The sequence below is a fragment of the Streptomyces sp. NPDC048650 genome, assembly GCF_043199095.1.
GTDB lineage: Bacteria > Actinomycetota > Actinomycetes > Streptomycetales > Streptomycetaceae > Streptomyces.
In genome coordinates this window covers 87,854-103,065 of sequence record NZ_JBICVM010000010.1, presented here as the reverse complement: position 1 = coordinate 103,065, position 15,212 = coordinate 87,854, and the positions used below count along the sequence as shown (strand labels likewise).

Annotated in this window: 17 protein-coding genes; 8 read left to right on the top strand and 9 right to left on the bottom strand. The window is 72.0% G+C overall.

The window, feature by feature from the left end; translation table 11 throughout:
• Positions 1–26: 26 nt before the first annotated feature.
• From ACGFML_RS26445 to ACGFML_RS26425, 5 genes are all read right to left on the bottom strand, one after another.
• Positions 27–581 (bottom strand): hypothetical protein, encoded by a 555-nt coding sequence (locus ACGFML_RS26445; RefSeq protein ID WP_393547709.1) that lies wholly within the window; start codon positions 579–581, stop codon positions 27–29.
• Positions 582–801: 220 nt separating this feature from the next.
• A complete protein-coding gene (locus tag ACGFML_RS26440; protein ID WP_393547707.1) occupies positions 802–1,350 on the bottom strand; it encodes a CchlQ in 549 nt (182 codons plus the stop codon).
• A gap of 9 nt (positions 1,351–1,359) precedes the next feature.
• Positions 1,360–1,563 (bottom strand): DUF397 domain-containing protein, encoded by a 204-nt coding sequence (locus tag ACGFML_RS26435; protein ID WP_393547705.1) that lies wholly within the window; start codon positions 1,561–1,563, stop codon positions 1,360–1,362.
• Positions 1,560–1,664, bottom strand: coding sequence for a hypothetical protein (locus tag ACGFML_RS26430; protein ID WP_393547704.1), 105 nt, complete (start codon positions 1,662–1,664; stop codon positions 1,560–1,562). Before ACGFML_RS26430 ends, ACGFML_RS26435 begins: the two co-directional genes overlap by 4 nt.
• A gap of 173 nt (positions 1,665–1,837) precedes the next feature.
• Complete coding sequence (locus tag ACGFML_RS26425) at positions 1,838–2,596, bottom strand: cobalt-precorrin-6A reductase (RefSeq protein ID WP_393547702.1); 759 nt, start codon at positions 2,594–2,596, stop codon at positions 1,838–1,840.
• Between the two features lie 17 nt (positions 2,597–2,613).
• Here ACGFML_RS26425 and ACGFML_RS26420 point away from each other — a divergent pair, with 17 nt between their 5' ends.
• Positions 2,614–3,777 (top strand): cobalt-precorrin-5B (C(1))-methyltransferase, encoded by a 1,164-nt coding sequence (locus ACGFML_RS26420; protein WP_393547700.1) that lies wholly within the window; start codon positions 2,614–2,616, stop codon positions 3,775–3,777.
• A gap of 184 nt (positions 3,778–3,961) precedes the next feature.
• On the opposite strand, the gene ACGFML_RS26415 is transcribed toward ACGFML_RS26420, so the two are convergent.
• From ACGFML_RS26415 to cbiE, 3 genes are read right to left on the bottom strand one after another with little or no spacing between them, the layout of a single operon-like run.
• Positions 3,962–4,585, bottom strand: a complete 624-nt coding sequence (locus ACGFML_RS26415) for a TetR/AcrR family transcriptional regulator C-terminal domain-containing protein (protein ID WP_393547698.1) — start codon at positions 4,583–4,585, stop codon at positions 3,962–3,964.
• Positions 4,537–5,334, bottom strand: a complete 798-nt coding sequence (cobM, locus tag ACGFML_RS26410) for a precorrin-4 C(11)-methyltransferase (protein WP_393547696.1) — start codon at positions 5,332–5,334, stop codon at positions 4,537–4,539. Before cobM ends, ACGFML_RS26415 begins: the two co-directional genes overlap by 49 nt.
• Positions 5,331–6,593, bottom strand: coding sequence for a precorrin-6y C5,15-methyltransferase (decarboxylating) subunit CbiE (gene cbiE / locus ACGFML_RS26405; RefSeq protein ID WP_393547694.1), 1,263 nt, complete (start codon positions 6,591–6,593; stop codon positions 5,331–5,333). Before cbiE ends, cobM begins: the two co-directional genes overlap by 4 nt.
• A 177-nt stretch (positions 6,594–6,770) precedes the next feature.
• On the opposite strand from cbiE, the gene tsaD reads away from it, so the two are divergent.
• The 6 genes from tsaD to ACGFML_RS26375 all read left to right on the top strand — a co-directional run bounded on the left by tsaD (position 6,771) and on the right by ACGFML_RS26375 (position 12,573).
• Entirely contained in the window at positions 6,771–7,844 is a 1,074-nt protein-coding gene (gene tsaD, locus ACGFML_RS26400) for a tRNA (adenosine(37)-N6)-threonylcarbamoyltransferase complex transferase subunit TsaD (RefSeq protein WP_393547692.1), read from the top strand.
• A gap of 402 nt (positions 7,845–8,246) precedes the next feature.
• The gene (locus ACGFML_RS26395; RefSeq protein ID WP_393547690.1) at positions 8,247–9,884 is read left to right on the top strand and encodes an ATP-binding protein; all 1,638 of its coding nucleotides are present in this window, start codon (positions 8,247–8,249) and stop codon (positions 9,882–9,884) included.
• A complete protein-coding gene (locus ACGFML_RS26390) occupies positions 9,881–10,309 on the top strand; it encodes a roadblock/LC7 domain-containing protein (RefSeq protein ID WP_393547688.1) in 429 nt (142 codons plus the stop codon). The genes ACGFML_RS26395 and ACGFML_RS26390 overlap by 4 nt, the downstream gene beginning before the upstream one ends.
• On the top strand, positions 10,306–10,662 hold the full coding sequence (locus tag ACGFML_RS26385) for a DUF742 domain-containing protein (RefSeq protein ID WP_393547687.1): 357 nt from the start codon (positions 10,306–10,308) through the stop codon (positions 10,660–10,662). The genes ACGFML_RS26390 and ACGFML_RS26385 overlap by 4 nt, the downstream gene beginning before the upstream one ends.
• Entirely contained in the window at positions 10,643–11,287 is a 645-nt protein-coding gene (locus tag ACGFML_RS26380) for an ATP/GTP-binding protein (protein ID WP_393547685.1), read from the top strand. Before ACGFML_RS26385 ends, ACGFML_RS26380 begins: the two co-directional genes overlap by 20 nt.
• Before the next feature lie 35 nt (positions 11,288–11,322).
• Positions 11,323–12,573: a cytochrome P450 gene (locus tag ACGFML_RS26375; RefSeq protein ID WP_393547992.1), complete on the top strand. Its 1,251-nt coding sequence runs from the start codon at positions 11,323–11,325 to the stop codon at positions 12,571–12,573.
• A gap of 112 nt (positions 12,574–12,685) precedes the next feature.
• Here ACGFML_RS26375 and ACGFML_RS26370 read toward each other — a convergent pair whose 3' ends face one another.
• Positions 12,686–13,897 carry a cytochrome P450 gene (locus ACGFML_RS26370; RefSeq protein WP_393547683.1) on the bottom strand — a complete coding sequence of 404 codons (1,212 nt, stop codon included), beginning with the start codon at positions 13,895–13,897 and terminating at the stop codon, positions 12,686–12,688.
• Between the two features lie 280 nt (positions 13,898–14,177).
• Here ACGFML_RS26370 and ACGFML_RS26365 point away from each other — a divergent pair, with 280 nt between their 5' ends.
• Positions 14,178–15,212: a cation diffusion facilitator family transporter gene (locus ACGFML_RS26365; protein WP_393547681.1), complete on the top strand. Its 1,035-nt coding sequence runs from the start codon at positions 14,178–14,180 to the stop codon at positions 15,210–15,212.

Here is a 15,212-nt window from a genome sequence, read left to right as displayed (position 1 = left end):
GGGGCCGTCGGGCAGTTTTGCGGGCGCTACTTGGACCAGTAGGGATCGCGGACATTCGGTGTGGGCCCGACATCGCCGAGGCCATTAGGGAAATCCCCGTCGTCGATGTCACCGTGCCCCGGATACTCGACATCCGAAACTGTGGCACCAATGGTTATCAGGTCGCCATTCACATCGAACGTGAGGGACACACCTTCGGGTGTGCTGTATTCAAACGTTGGCACCTTGCGGCTCGCATTTTCAAGCTCATACCCCTTCGCCTTCCAATGCTTTTCGACAGCCTTGGCGAGCACTACGACCCTCGCCTTCGAAACCTTGGTCCGCACGTAACCGGTCCTGGCAACCACCCCCTCCCCGTTTGGCTCATTCGTAAACGAGTTGGCCCCTTCAGTGATGCGAGCCGGCCCATCGCTCTTCTTCAGGGGAGGGCCTACAGAAGCGAAGGTACCGGCCAGCTTGGCATCAATCTTCCGGACTGCTTCATTCACACCCATAGACGGTGCGGAGCAGCCGGTAAGAACGCCTGATGAGGTAAAGAGAGATGCAGTGGCGATCGTGAGGAACGCCCGCTTACTCTTCATCCTCAACGCTCCTCCTGGGCAGTAACCTGGTCCGCCCGGCCAGAAATAATCCTGCCCATGTTACGCAGCGATTCACTACGTTCATCGACCACTTTGCAGGACACGCAATACAGGCCCATCGGTGGACAAGGAGCGGTCCGCCGACGAGCCTGTGCGGGTACAGGGGCCGGCCTGTTCAGGCCGAGCGGGCGGAGTTGGGGTCTGCAACCAAGGCCGCTGGTCAAGCTCCGCTGACGAGCTCCGCCCGGCACAGCACGCAGCGGTCCTTGCCGTCCCACTCCTCCCACCCGAAGACCTCGGGCGCGAAGTGGCCGCCCTCCAGCTCCTGGCGGACGGCGACGCGGTAGGCCCAGACCGCTTCGAGGTAGGGGTGGTAGACGTCGTGGAAAGCGGGCGACGTCTGCCGGGCCCCCGCCGCGACGGCGCGCTGGAGCGCGCGCAGCCGCTCGAACATCTTCTGTCCAGCGCGGGCGATCTCGGGTGTCGCGTCGATGAAGAGGCGTTCGCGCACCTCGTGGAGGGCGGCCTCACCCAGGGCCGCACCGGCGGCGGCTCCGAGGTCCGCCTCGGCGTCCGGGTCCTGGGCGATCCGACGCAGCTTGGCGTGGCACACCCCGGCCGCGCCGATGAACTCGATGTACACCGCCCGCCGCCGCGCCTCGCTGCTGCGGTCGCTCTCCCGACGGTGCCGCAGGCGCTCGGCGAGCACCGTGCCGGAGATCGCGACGAACCCGCCGCTCACCGTCGCGAGGAGGGTCCCCCAGTCCATGCGTCCCCCTCAGCGGGTGGCTTTGACGGTGGCCGTGAACGCCGACCACGAGGCGGCCGGGATCCGCAGCGCCGGACCGGACGGGTTCTTGCTGTCACGGACGGGGACAACACCCGCCATGTCGTCGGCGACCTCGACGCAGTTGTTGTCTCCGCCATCGCTGTAGCTGCTCCTGCGCGACGCGGCTCCGGACAGGCTCGAGTGAGTCGTCATGGCCTGCGCTCCTCCGTCAACTGCCGCACGAACACCGTTGATTCACGCGGCGAGAGCGCCGCATCTCGAAGCCGATCGTAAGCCAGGCGATAACGCGCCACCTCCTCCGGCTCCTCCAGCAGGTCGCCTGATTTGTTGCCTCCAGGTGGGCGACAACACTCCCGTTCGCCATCCAAAGCAGTGACAGCGAGCCCTCGCTGATCCTCGGTACGTACTGATCACACGCACGGCCCGTCCGCTGTCGACCGCAGCGGGCGGGCCGTTCCGCATGCCGTCACAGCACGGTGGCCCGCAGCCAGTCGACCGCCGCCGCCGGATCCGCCACCTCTGCCACGCCCACCGGCACCGGCGGCCGGGTCACGACCACCACCGGCACCCCCGCCTCCCGCGCCGCCGTCAGCTTGGCGGCGGTGGCGGCCGCGCCGCTGTCCTTCGTCACCAGGACGTCGATGCGGTGCGTACGCAGCAGTTCCCGTTCGCCGTCCAGGGTGAACGGGCCGCGGTCGAGCAGGGCCTGCATCCGGGGCGGGTGCGGGGGCTCGGGAGCGTCGACCGAGCGGACGAGGAACCAGAGGTCGGTGAGGTGGGCGAAGTGGGCGAGGCCCATGCGGCCGGTGGTGAGGAAGATCCGGGAGCCGGGGAGAGTGGGGAGGACGGCGGCCGCTTCTTCGAGGGAGGCGACCGGGTGCCAGTCGTCGCCCGGACCGGGTACCCAGCCGGGCCGGCGGACGGCCAGCAGGGGAACATGGGCGGTGGCGGCCGCCTGGGCCGCGTGGTGACTGATCGTGCCGGCGAAAGGATGGGTGGCGTCGATGAGCGCGTCCACCTCGTGTTCGCACAGCCAGCGGGCGAGGCCCTCGGGGCCGCCGAACCCGCCGATGCGCACCTCCCCGGCCGGCAGCCGGGGCGCCGCGACCCGTCCGGCGAGCGAGGTCGTCACGTGCAACCCCGGCTCCGCCACCAGGGCGGACGCCAGGCGGCGGGCTTCCGTCGTACCGCCGAGGATCAGCACATGGCGGGCTGTGTCGTACATGGGATGTGGGTTCCTCCGTGGCTGAAGCGCAACCGCAGGGTACGGGCAAGGGCACCGGAGGACGTAGCGCCCAGCTCGCGCACACCGGGCTGCGGCACGGCTGGACGACCGGCGCCTGTGCGACGGCGGCGAGCACGGCCGCGTACACGGCCCTGCTCGGCGGCGACTTCCCGGACCCGGTGACGATCACGCTGCCGAAGGGGCAGACGCCGTCCTTCGCGCTCGCGGTGGAGGAGCGGGATCCGGACACCGGCAGCGCCATAGCGGGGGTGGTCAAGGACGCGGGCGACGACCCGGATGTGACCCACGGGGCGCTGATCCGGGCCAGCGTGCGGAGGCTGCCGACCGGCTCCGGCGTGGTGTTCAGGGCCGGGCCGGGCGTGGGCACGGTCACCCGGCCCGGCCTCCCCCTGGCGGTCGGCGAGCCCGCGATCAACCCCGTACCGCGGCAGATGATGCGGGAGCATCTGGCGGCGGTGGCCGAACGGCACGGCGGCACCGGGGCCGACGTCGAGGTCGAGATCTCGGTCGATCACGGGGAGGAGATCGCGCGCAGTACGTGGAATCCGCGGCTGGGCATCCTGGGCGGGCTGTCCATCCTGGGGACCACCGGGATCGTCGTGCCGTACTCGTGCTCGGCCTGGATCGACTCCATCCGGCGCGGGGTGGATGTGGCGCGTGCGGCGGGACGGCGGCATGTGGCGGGGTGTACGGGTTCGACGTCGGAGAAGACCGTGGTCGCCCTGCACCATCTGCCCGAGGACGCCCTGCTCGACATGGGGGACTTCGCGGGGGCGGTGCTGAAGTACATCCGGCGACATCCCGTCGACCGGCTCACGATCTGCGGCGGCTTCGCCAAGCTGTCCAAGCTGGCGGCCGGGCATCTGGACCTGCATTCGGCGCGGTCGCAGGTGGACAAGGGCTTTCTGGCCGCACTGGCCCGGCGGGGCGGCGCGGGGGAGCAGCTGGCCGGTGCCGTCGCGGCGGCCAACACCGGGCTGGCCGCGCTCCAGTTGTGCGATGCGGCGGGGGTGCCGCTGGGGGATCTGGTGGCGGCCACCGCCCGCGACGAGGCGCTGGCCGTGCTGCGCGGGGCGCCGGTGGACGTCGACGTCGTCTGTATCGACCGGGCGGGGATGGTCGTGGGGCGGGCGGAGCCGCGGGGGCCGGGGAGCTCCTGACCAGGGTCCTTCGCGAGTGACCAGGATTCTTCGCGAGGATCAGGGTTCTTCGTGAGGATCAGGGTTCTTCGTGAGGATCAGGGTTCTTCGTGAGGATCAGGCCGGGCTCGCGTGCCCCGATGGCTGATCCGGCGGTCTGCGCGTGCCGGACCGCGCGAGCCCGGCGTGATCCGAACGACCGGCCCTAGTTGCCGAGCCGGGCCGCGATGCCGTCGAGGACGCACTCCAGCCCCGCCTCGAACTGCCAGGCCGTGTCGTCCTTGCGCCCGGCCCCGAGGGCGTAGCGCCGGTAGGTCGGGTAGCGGCCGGTCTCCATCAGATAGGTCATCTGGGGCGCGAGGGCGCGATGCGTCTCCTCCCCGCCGGCCCAGCCGTTGTCCTCCATGTACTGGCGCAGCGCCACTTCGGACTGTGTCGCGCCGTGCACATAGGCGTTGACGGCGCGGAAGGCTGCCATCACCGTGTCGATGTCCGTGCCGTGGCCGTCGAGCGCGGCCAGCTGGCGTTCCGCGGCCGCCATCCGGTTCGGCGTCAGCACGAAGTGCGGTGTGGGCAGCTGGGCCAGCCAGGGGTGACGCAGCATCATGGCCCGGTGGCCCAGCGCGTAGGCGCGCAGGACGTCACGCCAGCCCGTCGCCTCGTCCGGGACGGCGAGTCGCGAGGTCGGATACGCGAGGTCGGATACGCGAGGTCGGATACGCGAGGTCGGATACGCGAGGTCGGATACGCGAGGTCGGATACGCGAGGTCGGATACGCGCTCAGGGCTTCTCGTTCGGCTCGGGCCGGGCTTCGGGCTCCGGCCCGCACTCCCCCTCGCCCCGGTCCCGCCCCGTCGAGTAGAGGTGGCTGTCGCGGAACTGCTCGGCCCCCAACGTGCGCCCCACCATGATCACGGCGGTCCGGACCACGCCCGCTTCCTTCACCTGGCCGGCGATGTCGGCGAGGGTGCCGCGCAGGACGAGCTCGTCGGGGCGGGAGGCCATCGCGACGACGGCGGCGGGGCAGTCGGCGCCGTAGTGCGGGAGCAGTTCGTCGACGACCCGGTCGACGTACATGGCGGCCAGGTGCAGGACCAGCAGCGCGCCGCTGCGGCCGAGGGTGGCCAGGTCCTCGCCCTCGGGCATGGGGGTGGCGCGCTGGGCGACCCGGGTGAGGATGACGGTCTGGCCGACGGTGGGAACGGTCAGTTCGCGCTTGAGGGCGGCGGCCGCCGCGGCGAACGCCGGGACGCCCGGCACCACTTCGTACGGCACACCGGCCGCGTCCAGCCGGCGCATCTGCTCGGCGACGGCGCTGAAGACGGACGGGTCGCCGGAGTGCAGCCGGGCGACGTCGTGGCCCTCCTCGTGGGCGCGGACCAGCTCGGCGGTGATCGTGTCGAGGTCCAGCCGCGCGGTGTCCACCAGCCGGGCGCCGGGCGGGCACTCGGCCAGCAGCTCGCGGGGCACCAGGCTGCCCGCGTACAGGCAGACGCCGCAGGAGGCGAGGGTGCGGGCGCCGCGCACGGTGATCAGGTCGGCGGCGCCGGGGCCCGCACCGATGAAGTGGACGGTCATGGCTGAGGGGTCTCCTGGTGTGGGGTGGGGCGGAGGGGCTTGACGGCCGCCCACTGGGTGACCGGCATCGCCTGCCGCCAGCCCGTGAAGCCGCCGACCGGGACGGCGTGCGCGACGGCGAGCCGGACGAGTTCGCCGCCGTGCCTGCGGTACCGCTCGGTGAGCTGCGCCTCGGACTCCAGCGTCACGGTGTTCGCGACGATCCGGCCGCCCGGCGGCAGCGCCTCCCAGCACGCGTCCAGCAGGCCGGGTGCGGTCAGCCCGCCGCCGATGAACACCGCGTCCGGCGTCGGCAGGCCCGCCAGCGCGGCGGGCGCCGGGCCCGTGACGACGCGCAGCGCGGGGACCCCGAGCGTGTGGGCGTTCCGGTCGATCCGCTCGGCCCGTACCGGATCGCGCTCCACGCTCACCGCGCGGCAGCTGCGGTGCGACCGCAGCCACTCGATGGCGATGGAGCCGGATCCGCCGCCGATGTCCCACAGGAGTTCGCCGGGCGCGGGGGCCAGTGCGGCGAGGGTGGCGGCGCGGACATGGCGTTTGGTCAGCTGGCCGTCGTGGGCGTAGGCGTCGTCGGGGAGGCCGGGGACGAGGGAGAGGCGGAGCGCGTCGGGCTCACGGACGCAGTCGAGCGCGATGACGTTGAGCGGGTCGCCGGGCGACGCCGGCTCCCAGGTGGCCGCGGTGCCCTCGACGGTCCGCTCCCGGTCACCGCCGAGCTGTTCGAGGACCCGCATACGGGTCGGGCCGAAGCCGCGTGCGCACAGCAGCGCCGCCACCTCGGCGGGGGTACCGGCGCCGGCGGAGAGCACCAGCAGCCGGCGCCCGTCGTACAGCGCGCCGGCCAGATTCCCGGCCGGCCGGCCGACGAGCGTGACGACCTCGGTCTCCTCCACCGGCCAGCCCAGGCGCGCGCAGGCGTACGAGACGGCGGAGGGATGCGGCAGCACCCGCAGCGGCGGCGCCCCGTCGCCCCGCACCTCGCCCAGGGTCCTGCCGATGCCGTAGAACATCGGGTCCCCACTGGCCAGCACACAGATCCGGCGCCCGGCGTGTCCGGCGAGCAGGCCGGGCACGGCGGGCCGCAACGGAGACGGCCACGGCACCCGTTCCCCCGCACACTCAGCGGGCAGCAGCGCCAGCTGCCGCGCCCCGCCGATCAGTACCTCGGCCTCTCGCAGGGCCTGTTGGGAGCCGGCCGGCAGACCGTCCCAGCCGTCGGCCCCGATGCCGACTACGGAGAGGGGTGGTGCGGGGCTCACTGCCGGTACCTCGGGGTTCGGGAGGGGACGGGACGGGAGCCGAACTCTACTGACCGGCGGGTAGCGACCGCCCGTCGGGGGAGCCGTGGCCCGGCCGGACCACCCGCCCTTATTGCATATACTTTGCAATTGCAGCCAAGGGAGAACAACTCGGCAGGGAGCGGAAGGAGCGGCTCAGTGAGCTCGCCGGTGGTGCTGGGGATCGAATCGTCCTGCGACGAGACGGGCGCCGGCCTGGTGCGCGACGGCCGGCTGCTCGGACAGGCTCTCGCGTCGAGCATGGCCGAGCACGCGCGGTTCGGCGGGGTGGTGCCGGAGGTCGCGGCGCGCGCCCATGTCCACTCCCTCACCCCGGTGGTACGGGCCGCGCTGGACGACGCGGGGCTGACGGCCGCCGATATCGGGGCGGTCGCGGTGACGACGGGGCCGGGGCTGTCCGGGGCGCTCCAGGTGGGGCTCGCGGGGGCCAAGGGGCTGGCGTATGCGCTGGGGGTGCCGCTGTACGGAGTGCACCACCTGGCCGGGCATGTCGCGGCCGACACCCTGGAGCACGGGCCGCTGCCCGACCCCTGCGTCGTCCTCATCGTGTCCGGCGGCCACACCTCCCTCCTCCTCGTACGCGATCTGGCGCGCGACCCGATCGTGCACCTCGGGGACACCCTCGACGACGCGGCGGGCGAGTGCTTCGACAAGGTCGCCCGCGTCTTCGGACTGCCGTATCCCGGCGGCCCGGCCATCGACCGGACAGCGCGCGCGGGGGATCCGCGCGCTGTCCCCTTTCCCCGCCCGCTGACCACGGGCGGGGAAAGGAACCCCTTCGCCTTCTCCTTCTCGGGCCTCAAGACGGCGGCGGCCCGCTGGGCCGAACACCACCACGCCGCCGGCCGCCCCCTCCCGCTCGCCGACGGCGCGGCCTCGCTGCAGGAGGCGGTGGCCGATGTCCTCACCCGTAAGGCGGTGGCCGCCTGCACCGGGCACGGTGTCGGCACGCTGGTCGTGGTGGGCGGGGTGGCCGCCAACTCCCGGGTGCGCTCCCTGGCCGAGGAGCGCTGCGCGGCGGCCGGCATCCGCCTGCGGGTCCCGCCGCTGCGGCTGTGCACCGACAACGGCGCGATGATCGCGGCGGTCGGCGACCTGCTGGTGCGCGCGGGGGCCGCACCGGCCCCGCTGGAGGTGTCCGTGGACCCTTCGGCGCCTTTGGAGTTCGCGGCGCTGCAGCCGGTGGCCGGCGGGCGGAGTCGGGTCGGGTAACGGAACGGTCCGGGTGGGGCGGTTGCCCCGTCATCGTTCGGTGCAGGTCCGGCGATCACGGGATGACCTGGGCGAATGGTGCCCCAACGACGGAGGTCGATACGGAAGTTGCCGGATCCGTCCGACCGGCTAAAGTGCCTGGACGATCTTCGATCATTCCTTCGTCGGTCGTAGCGCCGTACCCACAGCAGAACAACGCGGTACCCACGGCAGAGCGCACTGCCCACCGCAGAACATCGCCCAGCACACCGAGCCGTACCCGCCGTTTTCCGCACAGCCCCGCACAGATCCGTACAGCCCAGGACCCCGATCCCCCCGGGGGTTTCGCTCCCGCCGGTCGCCCCGACACAATGCACGACCCCGCACCGCCCGCAGCCGCCATCGCTCACGAGGACCTGTTTGATGTCAGCACGGATACCGTCCCGCCGTCAGGCAGCACGCGCGCCGTTGGGGTCGGCCCTACGTGCTCTGGCAGCCGTTCTCGTGGTGACCGGCGGACTGTGCGTGTGGGCCGTGCTGCTCGCACCGCAGTCCGCACGGACGCCGGTGGCCTGCGGCGGCGGGGCCGGCGCCGTGCTGCTGAGCGCCGCGGTGGCGACCGCCGTGTTCCAGGCTCGGCTGGTACGGCACTACCGCGCGCGGATCGGCGACATCAGGGCCGAGGCGGACCGGCTGGCCGATGAGACGCTCCCCGAGCTGGTCGTCCAGCTGCGGGACGGCGCCTCGGTGGACACCGCGCTCGATCGGACGGCCGCGCCCACGGCCGGTGCCCATCAGCGGATCCTGCGGACGCTGGCCGAGGAGGTCGGCCGCGGAGAGCGGATGCGGGCCGCCGCCATGTCCGCGTGCGCCAATGCCGCGGGCCGGGTGCAGGCGCTCGCCACCGGCATGCTCGCGGACCTGCGCGAGATGGAGGACCGGCACGGCGAGGAAGTGCTGGGCGACCTCATGAAGCTGGACCACACGACGGCCCAGGCGGGCCGGCTGGCGGACAGCATCGCCGTCCTGACCGGTGCCCGCTCCGGGCGGCGCTGGAACAAGCCGATCGCGATGGAGAGCATTCTGCGCGGCGCGATGGGACGGATCAGCGCCTACCGCCGTATCCGGCTGCACAACAGCAGCGAGGTGGCGATCGCCGGCCACGCGGCCGAGGGCATCATGCACGCGCTGGCCGAGATCATGGACAACGCGACGTCGTTCTCGCCGCCCCTGTCGCCGGTGCATGTGTATGTGGAAGAGGCGCAGGCCGGTGTGGTGGTCAGCGTGGAGGACAGCGGACTGGTGATGAGCGAGGCCGCGCTCCAGCGGGCCCAGCAGTCGGTGTCCGCGGCCACGCTGGACCTGATGTCGCTGTCCGGGACGCGGCTGGGACTCGCGGTGGTGGGCTGTCTGGCCCGCAAGCACGGACTGAACGTCTCCTTCCGGCCGTCCGCGCGCGGCGGCACCGGCGTGGTGGTGCTGATTCCGCAGCAGTTGGTGACCGAGGTGCGGCCGGTGGCCCGGCAGGCGGAGCAGCCGCCGATCGCCGACACGGTCGTGACGGCGCCGCGGACCGCGGTCCCCTCGCCGCGGCGCGCGCCCGAGGCCGAGCCGGCCCTTCCGGCCCAGCCCGCGGCCCAGCCCGTGGCCCCCGAGTCCGACGCTCCCGCCCCGCTTCCCCGGCGCAGCCGCCGCACCGCCGCCGGGCCCGAGGCCGAGCCCGCCCCTGAGCCCACGCCCGAGCCCGCTCCCGCCGCTCCCACCGAGTTCGGCGAGAGCGGCCTCCCCAAGCGGCGCCGCGGTCAGACCCTGGCCGCCGCCCCCATGGGTACGGGTCCGGTGCACGGCCGGGCACCCGTCGGCGAAAGCGCGCGGCCGGCCCGCTCCCGCGAGGAGTCGGCGGCCCGCTTCCGCGACTTCCGAAAGGCCGTCCAGGGCGCCTCCGCCCCGGACACCGCCGACGGCCCCCGTACCGACGCCGCCCCGGACACCCGTACCGGCGGTGCCCCCGCGTCACCCCCCGCACCCTCTCCAGCACGTCCGGAGGACGAGACCCGATGAACACCACCGACCACAGCCTCGATTGGATGCTGGAGAACCTCCTCCAGAAGACCCCGGGTGCCCGGCACGCGCTGGTCCTCTCCCGGGACGGGCTCAAGCTCTGCCACTCCAAGGACCTGACCGTCGATCAGGCCGACCAGCTGGCCGCCATCGCCTCCGGGATCCAGAGCCTGTCGCACGGCGCTTCCGTGGAGTTCGGGGACGGTACGGGCGGCGTACGGCAGGCGATGACGGAGTTCCACGGCGGTCTGCTGTTCATCGTGGAGGCGGGGAACGGCGCCCATCTGGCGCTGATCGCCGTCGAGGACGCCGACGTCGGCCTCATCGGCTTCAACATGAACGAGCTGGTGGAGCAGATCGGCGAGTATCTGCAGGCCGCACCGCGTGATGAGGACGGGGCCGGCACACCGGGGCAGTCCGCATGAAACGGCTCGGTCCTGACGATGATCCGGACCGGCTCTACACCGTGACCGGCGGCCGCAGCCGGTCCGCCGACGACCGGACGCTCGACCTCGTGACCCTCATCGTCAGCGAATGCGATCCGGCTCCGGGCATGCAGTCCGAGCATGCCCGGATCCTGTCCATGTGCCGCCGTCCGATGGCCGTCGTGGAGGTCTCGGCGGAGCTGCGGATGCCGGTGAGCGTGGTCCGGATCCTGCTGTCCGACCTGCTGGACGGCGGCCATGTCACCGCCCGGCATCCGCGCACTCCCGAGACCGCCCAACTCCCCGACGCCGACCTCCTGAAGGAGGTGCTCGATGCACTCCACCGCCTCTGAGACCGCGGCCGCGGCCGTAGCGGCCGGCACCGACGCCGACCACGTCCCGCTGCACGCCACCGCCGACAACGGACTGAAGATCGTCATCGTCGGCGGCTTCGGCGTGGGCAAGACCACCATGGTCCGCTCGGTGAGCGAGATCCGACCGCTCAACACCGAGGAGACGATGACGCGGGCGGGCGTCGGCGTCGACGATCCCACGGGGGTGGAGGGCAAGACGACCACCACCGTCGCCTTCGACTTCGGCCGGATCAGCATCAACGACAGCGCGGTGCTGTACCTGTTCGGCGCACCCGGCCAGGAGCGTTTCTGGTTCCTGTGGGACCGTCTGTTCGCCGGGACGCTGGGCGCGGTGGTGCTGGTGGACACCCGACGGCTGGACGACTCCTGGTACGCCATCGACCGACTCGAGGCGCACGGCATGCCGTTCATCGTCGCGCACAACGACTTCGGCGGCGACCAGCACACCCTGGAGCAGATCCGCGAGGCACTCGACCTCTCCCCCGAGGTGCCGCTGATCGCCTGCGACGCGCGCGACCGCGAGTCCAGCAAGGCGGTGCTGATCGCGCTGGTCGATCACCTCTACGCCCTGTCCGTCCAGGAGACCGCGGAGACCGCACGGTGAACGAGCAGCAGCGCCCCACGACCGGCGGCTGCCCCATGCGGGGCGCTACGGATGCCGTGCCGCTGTACGGCAGTGGTTTCAGCGGCGACCCGGCCGGCCTCTACCGCGCCATGCGCGCACAGCACGGCACGGTCGCACCGATCCTCCTCGACGGCGACATCCCCGGCTGGTTCGTGCTGGGCTACCGCGAGCTGCACCAGGTCACCAGCAACCCCGAGCTGTTCGCGCGCGACTCACGGCGCTGGCACGCCTGGGACCACATCCCCGAGGGCTGGCCGCTGATGCCGTTCGTCGGGTACCAGCCCTCGGTGATGTTCGCCGAGGGAGCCGAGCACCGCCGCCGGTCCGGGGCGATCAGCGATGCGCTCACTGCGATCGACCAGTTCGAGCTGCGGCAGATCTGCGAGCGGCTGGCGGACGGGCTGATCGACACGTTCGCCGGCTCCGGCGAGACGGACCTGATGATCCACTACGCGGCCCGCCTGCCGTTGCTGGTCATCGCGGAGCTGTTCGGCTTCCCTGGCACCGAGGTGTCCGAACTCGCCGCCGACATCGCCGCGTCGCTGAACGAGGACTCCGGCGCGATCGCGGCCCATCAACGGGTCGCGGCGCGGATGGCCCGGCTGGTCAAGGCCAAGCGGGGCCGGCCGGGCGCCGATGTGCCGTCCCGGCTGCTGGCACACCGGGCCGGGCTCACCGACGAGGAGGCCGTCATCGACCTGCTGGTGGTGATGTCCGCCGCCCAGCAGCCGACGGCCAACTGGATCGGCAACACCCTGCGACTGATGCTGACCGACGACCGTTTCGCCGTCAGCCTGTCGGGGGGCCGGCGCAGCGTCGGCCAAGCGCTCAACGAGGTGCTCTGGCACGACACCCCGACCCAGAACTTCATCGGCCGCTGGGCGGTGCGCGACACCCAGCTCGGCGGGCGCCGGATCCGTACCGGCGATCTGCTCGTCCTCGGGCTCGCCGCCGCCAACACCGACCCGCAGGTCCGCCCGGACTTCAGCGAGGCGGGCACCGACGGCAACCAGGCCCATATGTCCTTCAGTCACGGCGAACACGCCTGCCCCTACCCGGCACCGGAGATCGCCGAAGTGATCGCCAAGGCGGCGGTGGAGGTGCTGCTCGACCGGCTGCCGGACGTGGTGCTGGCGGTGCCGGCCGAGGATTTGGGGTGGCATTCCTCGCTGTGGATGCGCGGCCTGGTCGGACTGCCGGTCGAGTTCACCCCCGCGTACACGCCGATTCCGGCGATGGGCGCGCCGGGTACGGCGTTCGGCTGACGGGCGGGGTCTCGCAGGGCCCTTGACGAGTGGGTCGGCGTTTCACGTGAAACGCCGCCCGTTTCACGTGAAACCAGCGCTCGGTGTCGCGCGACCGTGCCGGGTCGAAGCCCTAGTCCGCGGGTGTGAACCGCACCGGCAGCGCATCCAGGCCCCGCGTGAACACCCCTTCCTCGCGCGGCTGCACACCCGGCGCCGGCACCATCTCCGGCAGCGCGTCCAGGAGTTGTGCCACGCCGACCTCCACCTCGGCCTTCGCCAGCAGCGCGCCGACGCAGAAGTGCCGGCCGAGGGCGAAGGAGAGATGGTCGGCGGCCGCCGAGAAGGCGGTGGTGGCCGATAGGTCGGTGCGGTGGATGTCGAAGGCGTTCGGGTCGGCGTAGCGCCGCTCGTCGCGGCCGGCCGCGCCGATCAGGCAGGTGACCGTCGAGCCCTTGGGCACCTCACCGCCGCCGATGATGACGTCCTCGGAGACCTGCCGCATGATCATGTGCACCGGCGGCGAGTACCGCAGGGTCTCCGCGAACGCCGACGCGATCAACGAGTGGTCCGCGCGCACCGCGGCCAGCTGCGCGGGGTGGCGCAGCAGGTTGTGCATCAGGCTGGAGATGGCCTTGTCGGTGGTCTCGCCACCGGCCGTCAGCAGCAGGCTGCAGAAGGCCTTGATGTCCTCGTCGCTCATCCGCGTGCCGTCGATCTCCGCGGCGCAGAGGGTGGAGAGCAGGTCGTCGCCGAGGTTGGCGCGGCGCTCCCGGATGATCGGCAGCAGGTACGCGGCGAACTCCTCCCGCGTGCGCAGTCCCGCCTCCGCGATGTCCGGGTCCTGTCCGAGGTTCCCCAGGAAGCCGATGATGGCGGTGTACCAGCGGTGAAAGCGCTCGTGGTCGCCCCGGTCCAGGCCCAGCATGTCGACGATGACGTTGACGGGGAAGCGGGTGGCGAACTCGGCCACCAGGTCGGCGCTGCCCGACTTCCGGAAGTTGTCGATGAGCCGGCGGGCGTTGCGCTCGATGACAGGCAGGAACGACTGCTCGAGGGTGTTGCCGCGGAAGGCCGGCGCGACGAGCGCCCGGCGGACCGCGTGCTCGCGCCCGCTCATCTGGAGGATGGTGCGGCCGTGCACCGGCTCCAGCTGCCAGTCGTAGTTGTCCGTGGTGAACACCGGGTCCTTGAAGGCCCGTTCGACGTCCTCGTACCGCGAGATGATGTAGCTCTGGGTCGCCTCGTGGCGGAGCAGCGGGAAGTCGTCACGCAGGACGCGGTAGGCGGAGTAGGGGTCCGCGGCGAATTCCGGCGACAGGATGTCCGGAGCTTCTCGGTTCACGGGTACGACTCTCCTCAGTAGGTGTATAGGCAGGGATCACGGCACCGCGGTCCGCCCCACACCAAGATCGTCTCTAGGGCCCGCCGTTATCAAGAGGCGGGCGCATATCGACACTCCGTCTCCGCACCCCGGGCCACTTCGGACACCTGCTCGGCCACACCGTCCTGACCAGGCACGATACGCCGTTCGACGGTAATGACAACGGTCACCGGTGCAGCCTTTGGATCTTTCGACGAAGTGCGGTTTGCTTCGCAGCAAGGACCCAGGAAGGAGCGCGCCGATGACCGAGCACGCCCAGCACCACGGGCACGGCCACAGCCCTGCGCACGGCACCGCGCACGGCCACTCGCACGGCGTCTCCCCGGACGCCGACCGCCGCTGGCTGCGCGCCGCGCTCGTCCTGCTCACCGCCTATATGGCGGTCGAGGTCGTCATCGGGGTCCTGGCCCGGTCGCTGGCGCTGATCTCGGACGCCGCGCACATGCTCACCGACGCGGTCTCCATCGTCCTGGCCCTGATCGCGATGCGGCTGGCCGCCAGGCCCGCACGCGGCGGCTTCACGTACGGCCTCAAGCGCGCCGAGATCCTCTCCGCCCAGGCCAACGGCATCACCCTGCTGCTGCTGTCCGCCTGGCTCGGCTACGAAGCCGTCGGGCGGCTGATCTCGCCTCCCGCGGTCCGGGGCGGGACGGTGCTGGTCACCGCGCTGGCCGGCATCGTCGTCAACCTCGTCTGCACCTGGCTCCTGTCCCGGGCCAACCGCTCCAGCCTGAACATCGAGGGCGCCTACCAGCACATCCTCACCGACCTGTTCGGCTTCGTCGCGACCGCCGTCTCCGGCCTGATCGTGCTCACCACGGGCTTCGCGCGGGCCGACGCGATCGCCTCGCTCGTCGTCGTCGCGCTGATGCTGAAGGCCGGTACGGGCCTGGTCCGCGAGTCCGGCCGGATCTTCATGGAGGCGGCGCCGGCCGGCGTCGACCCGGACGCGCTGGGCGACCATCTGGTCGGCGCCGAGGAAGTGGTCGAGATCCACGATCTGCACGTCTGGCAGATCACCTCCGGCCAGCCGGCCCTCTCCGCACACATCCTGGTGGCCCCGGGCGGCGACTGCCACAAGGTCCGCCGCCGCCTCCAGGAACTCCTCAGCACGGCATACGGCATCACCCACGCCACCCTCCAGGTCGACCACGTGGGCGAGGAGCCCGCCGGCCCCGACGTCCTGACCCTCGACCCCGGCCCGGCGCTGGCGCCCGGCGACCACTGTGAGGGCTCCCACGGCCCGGTCCACCGGCCGGGCCCGCACCGCCACTAG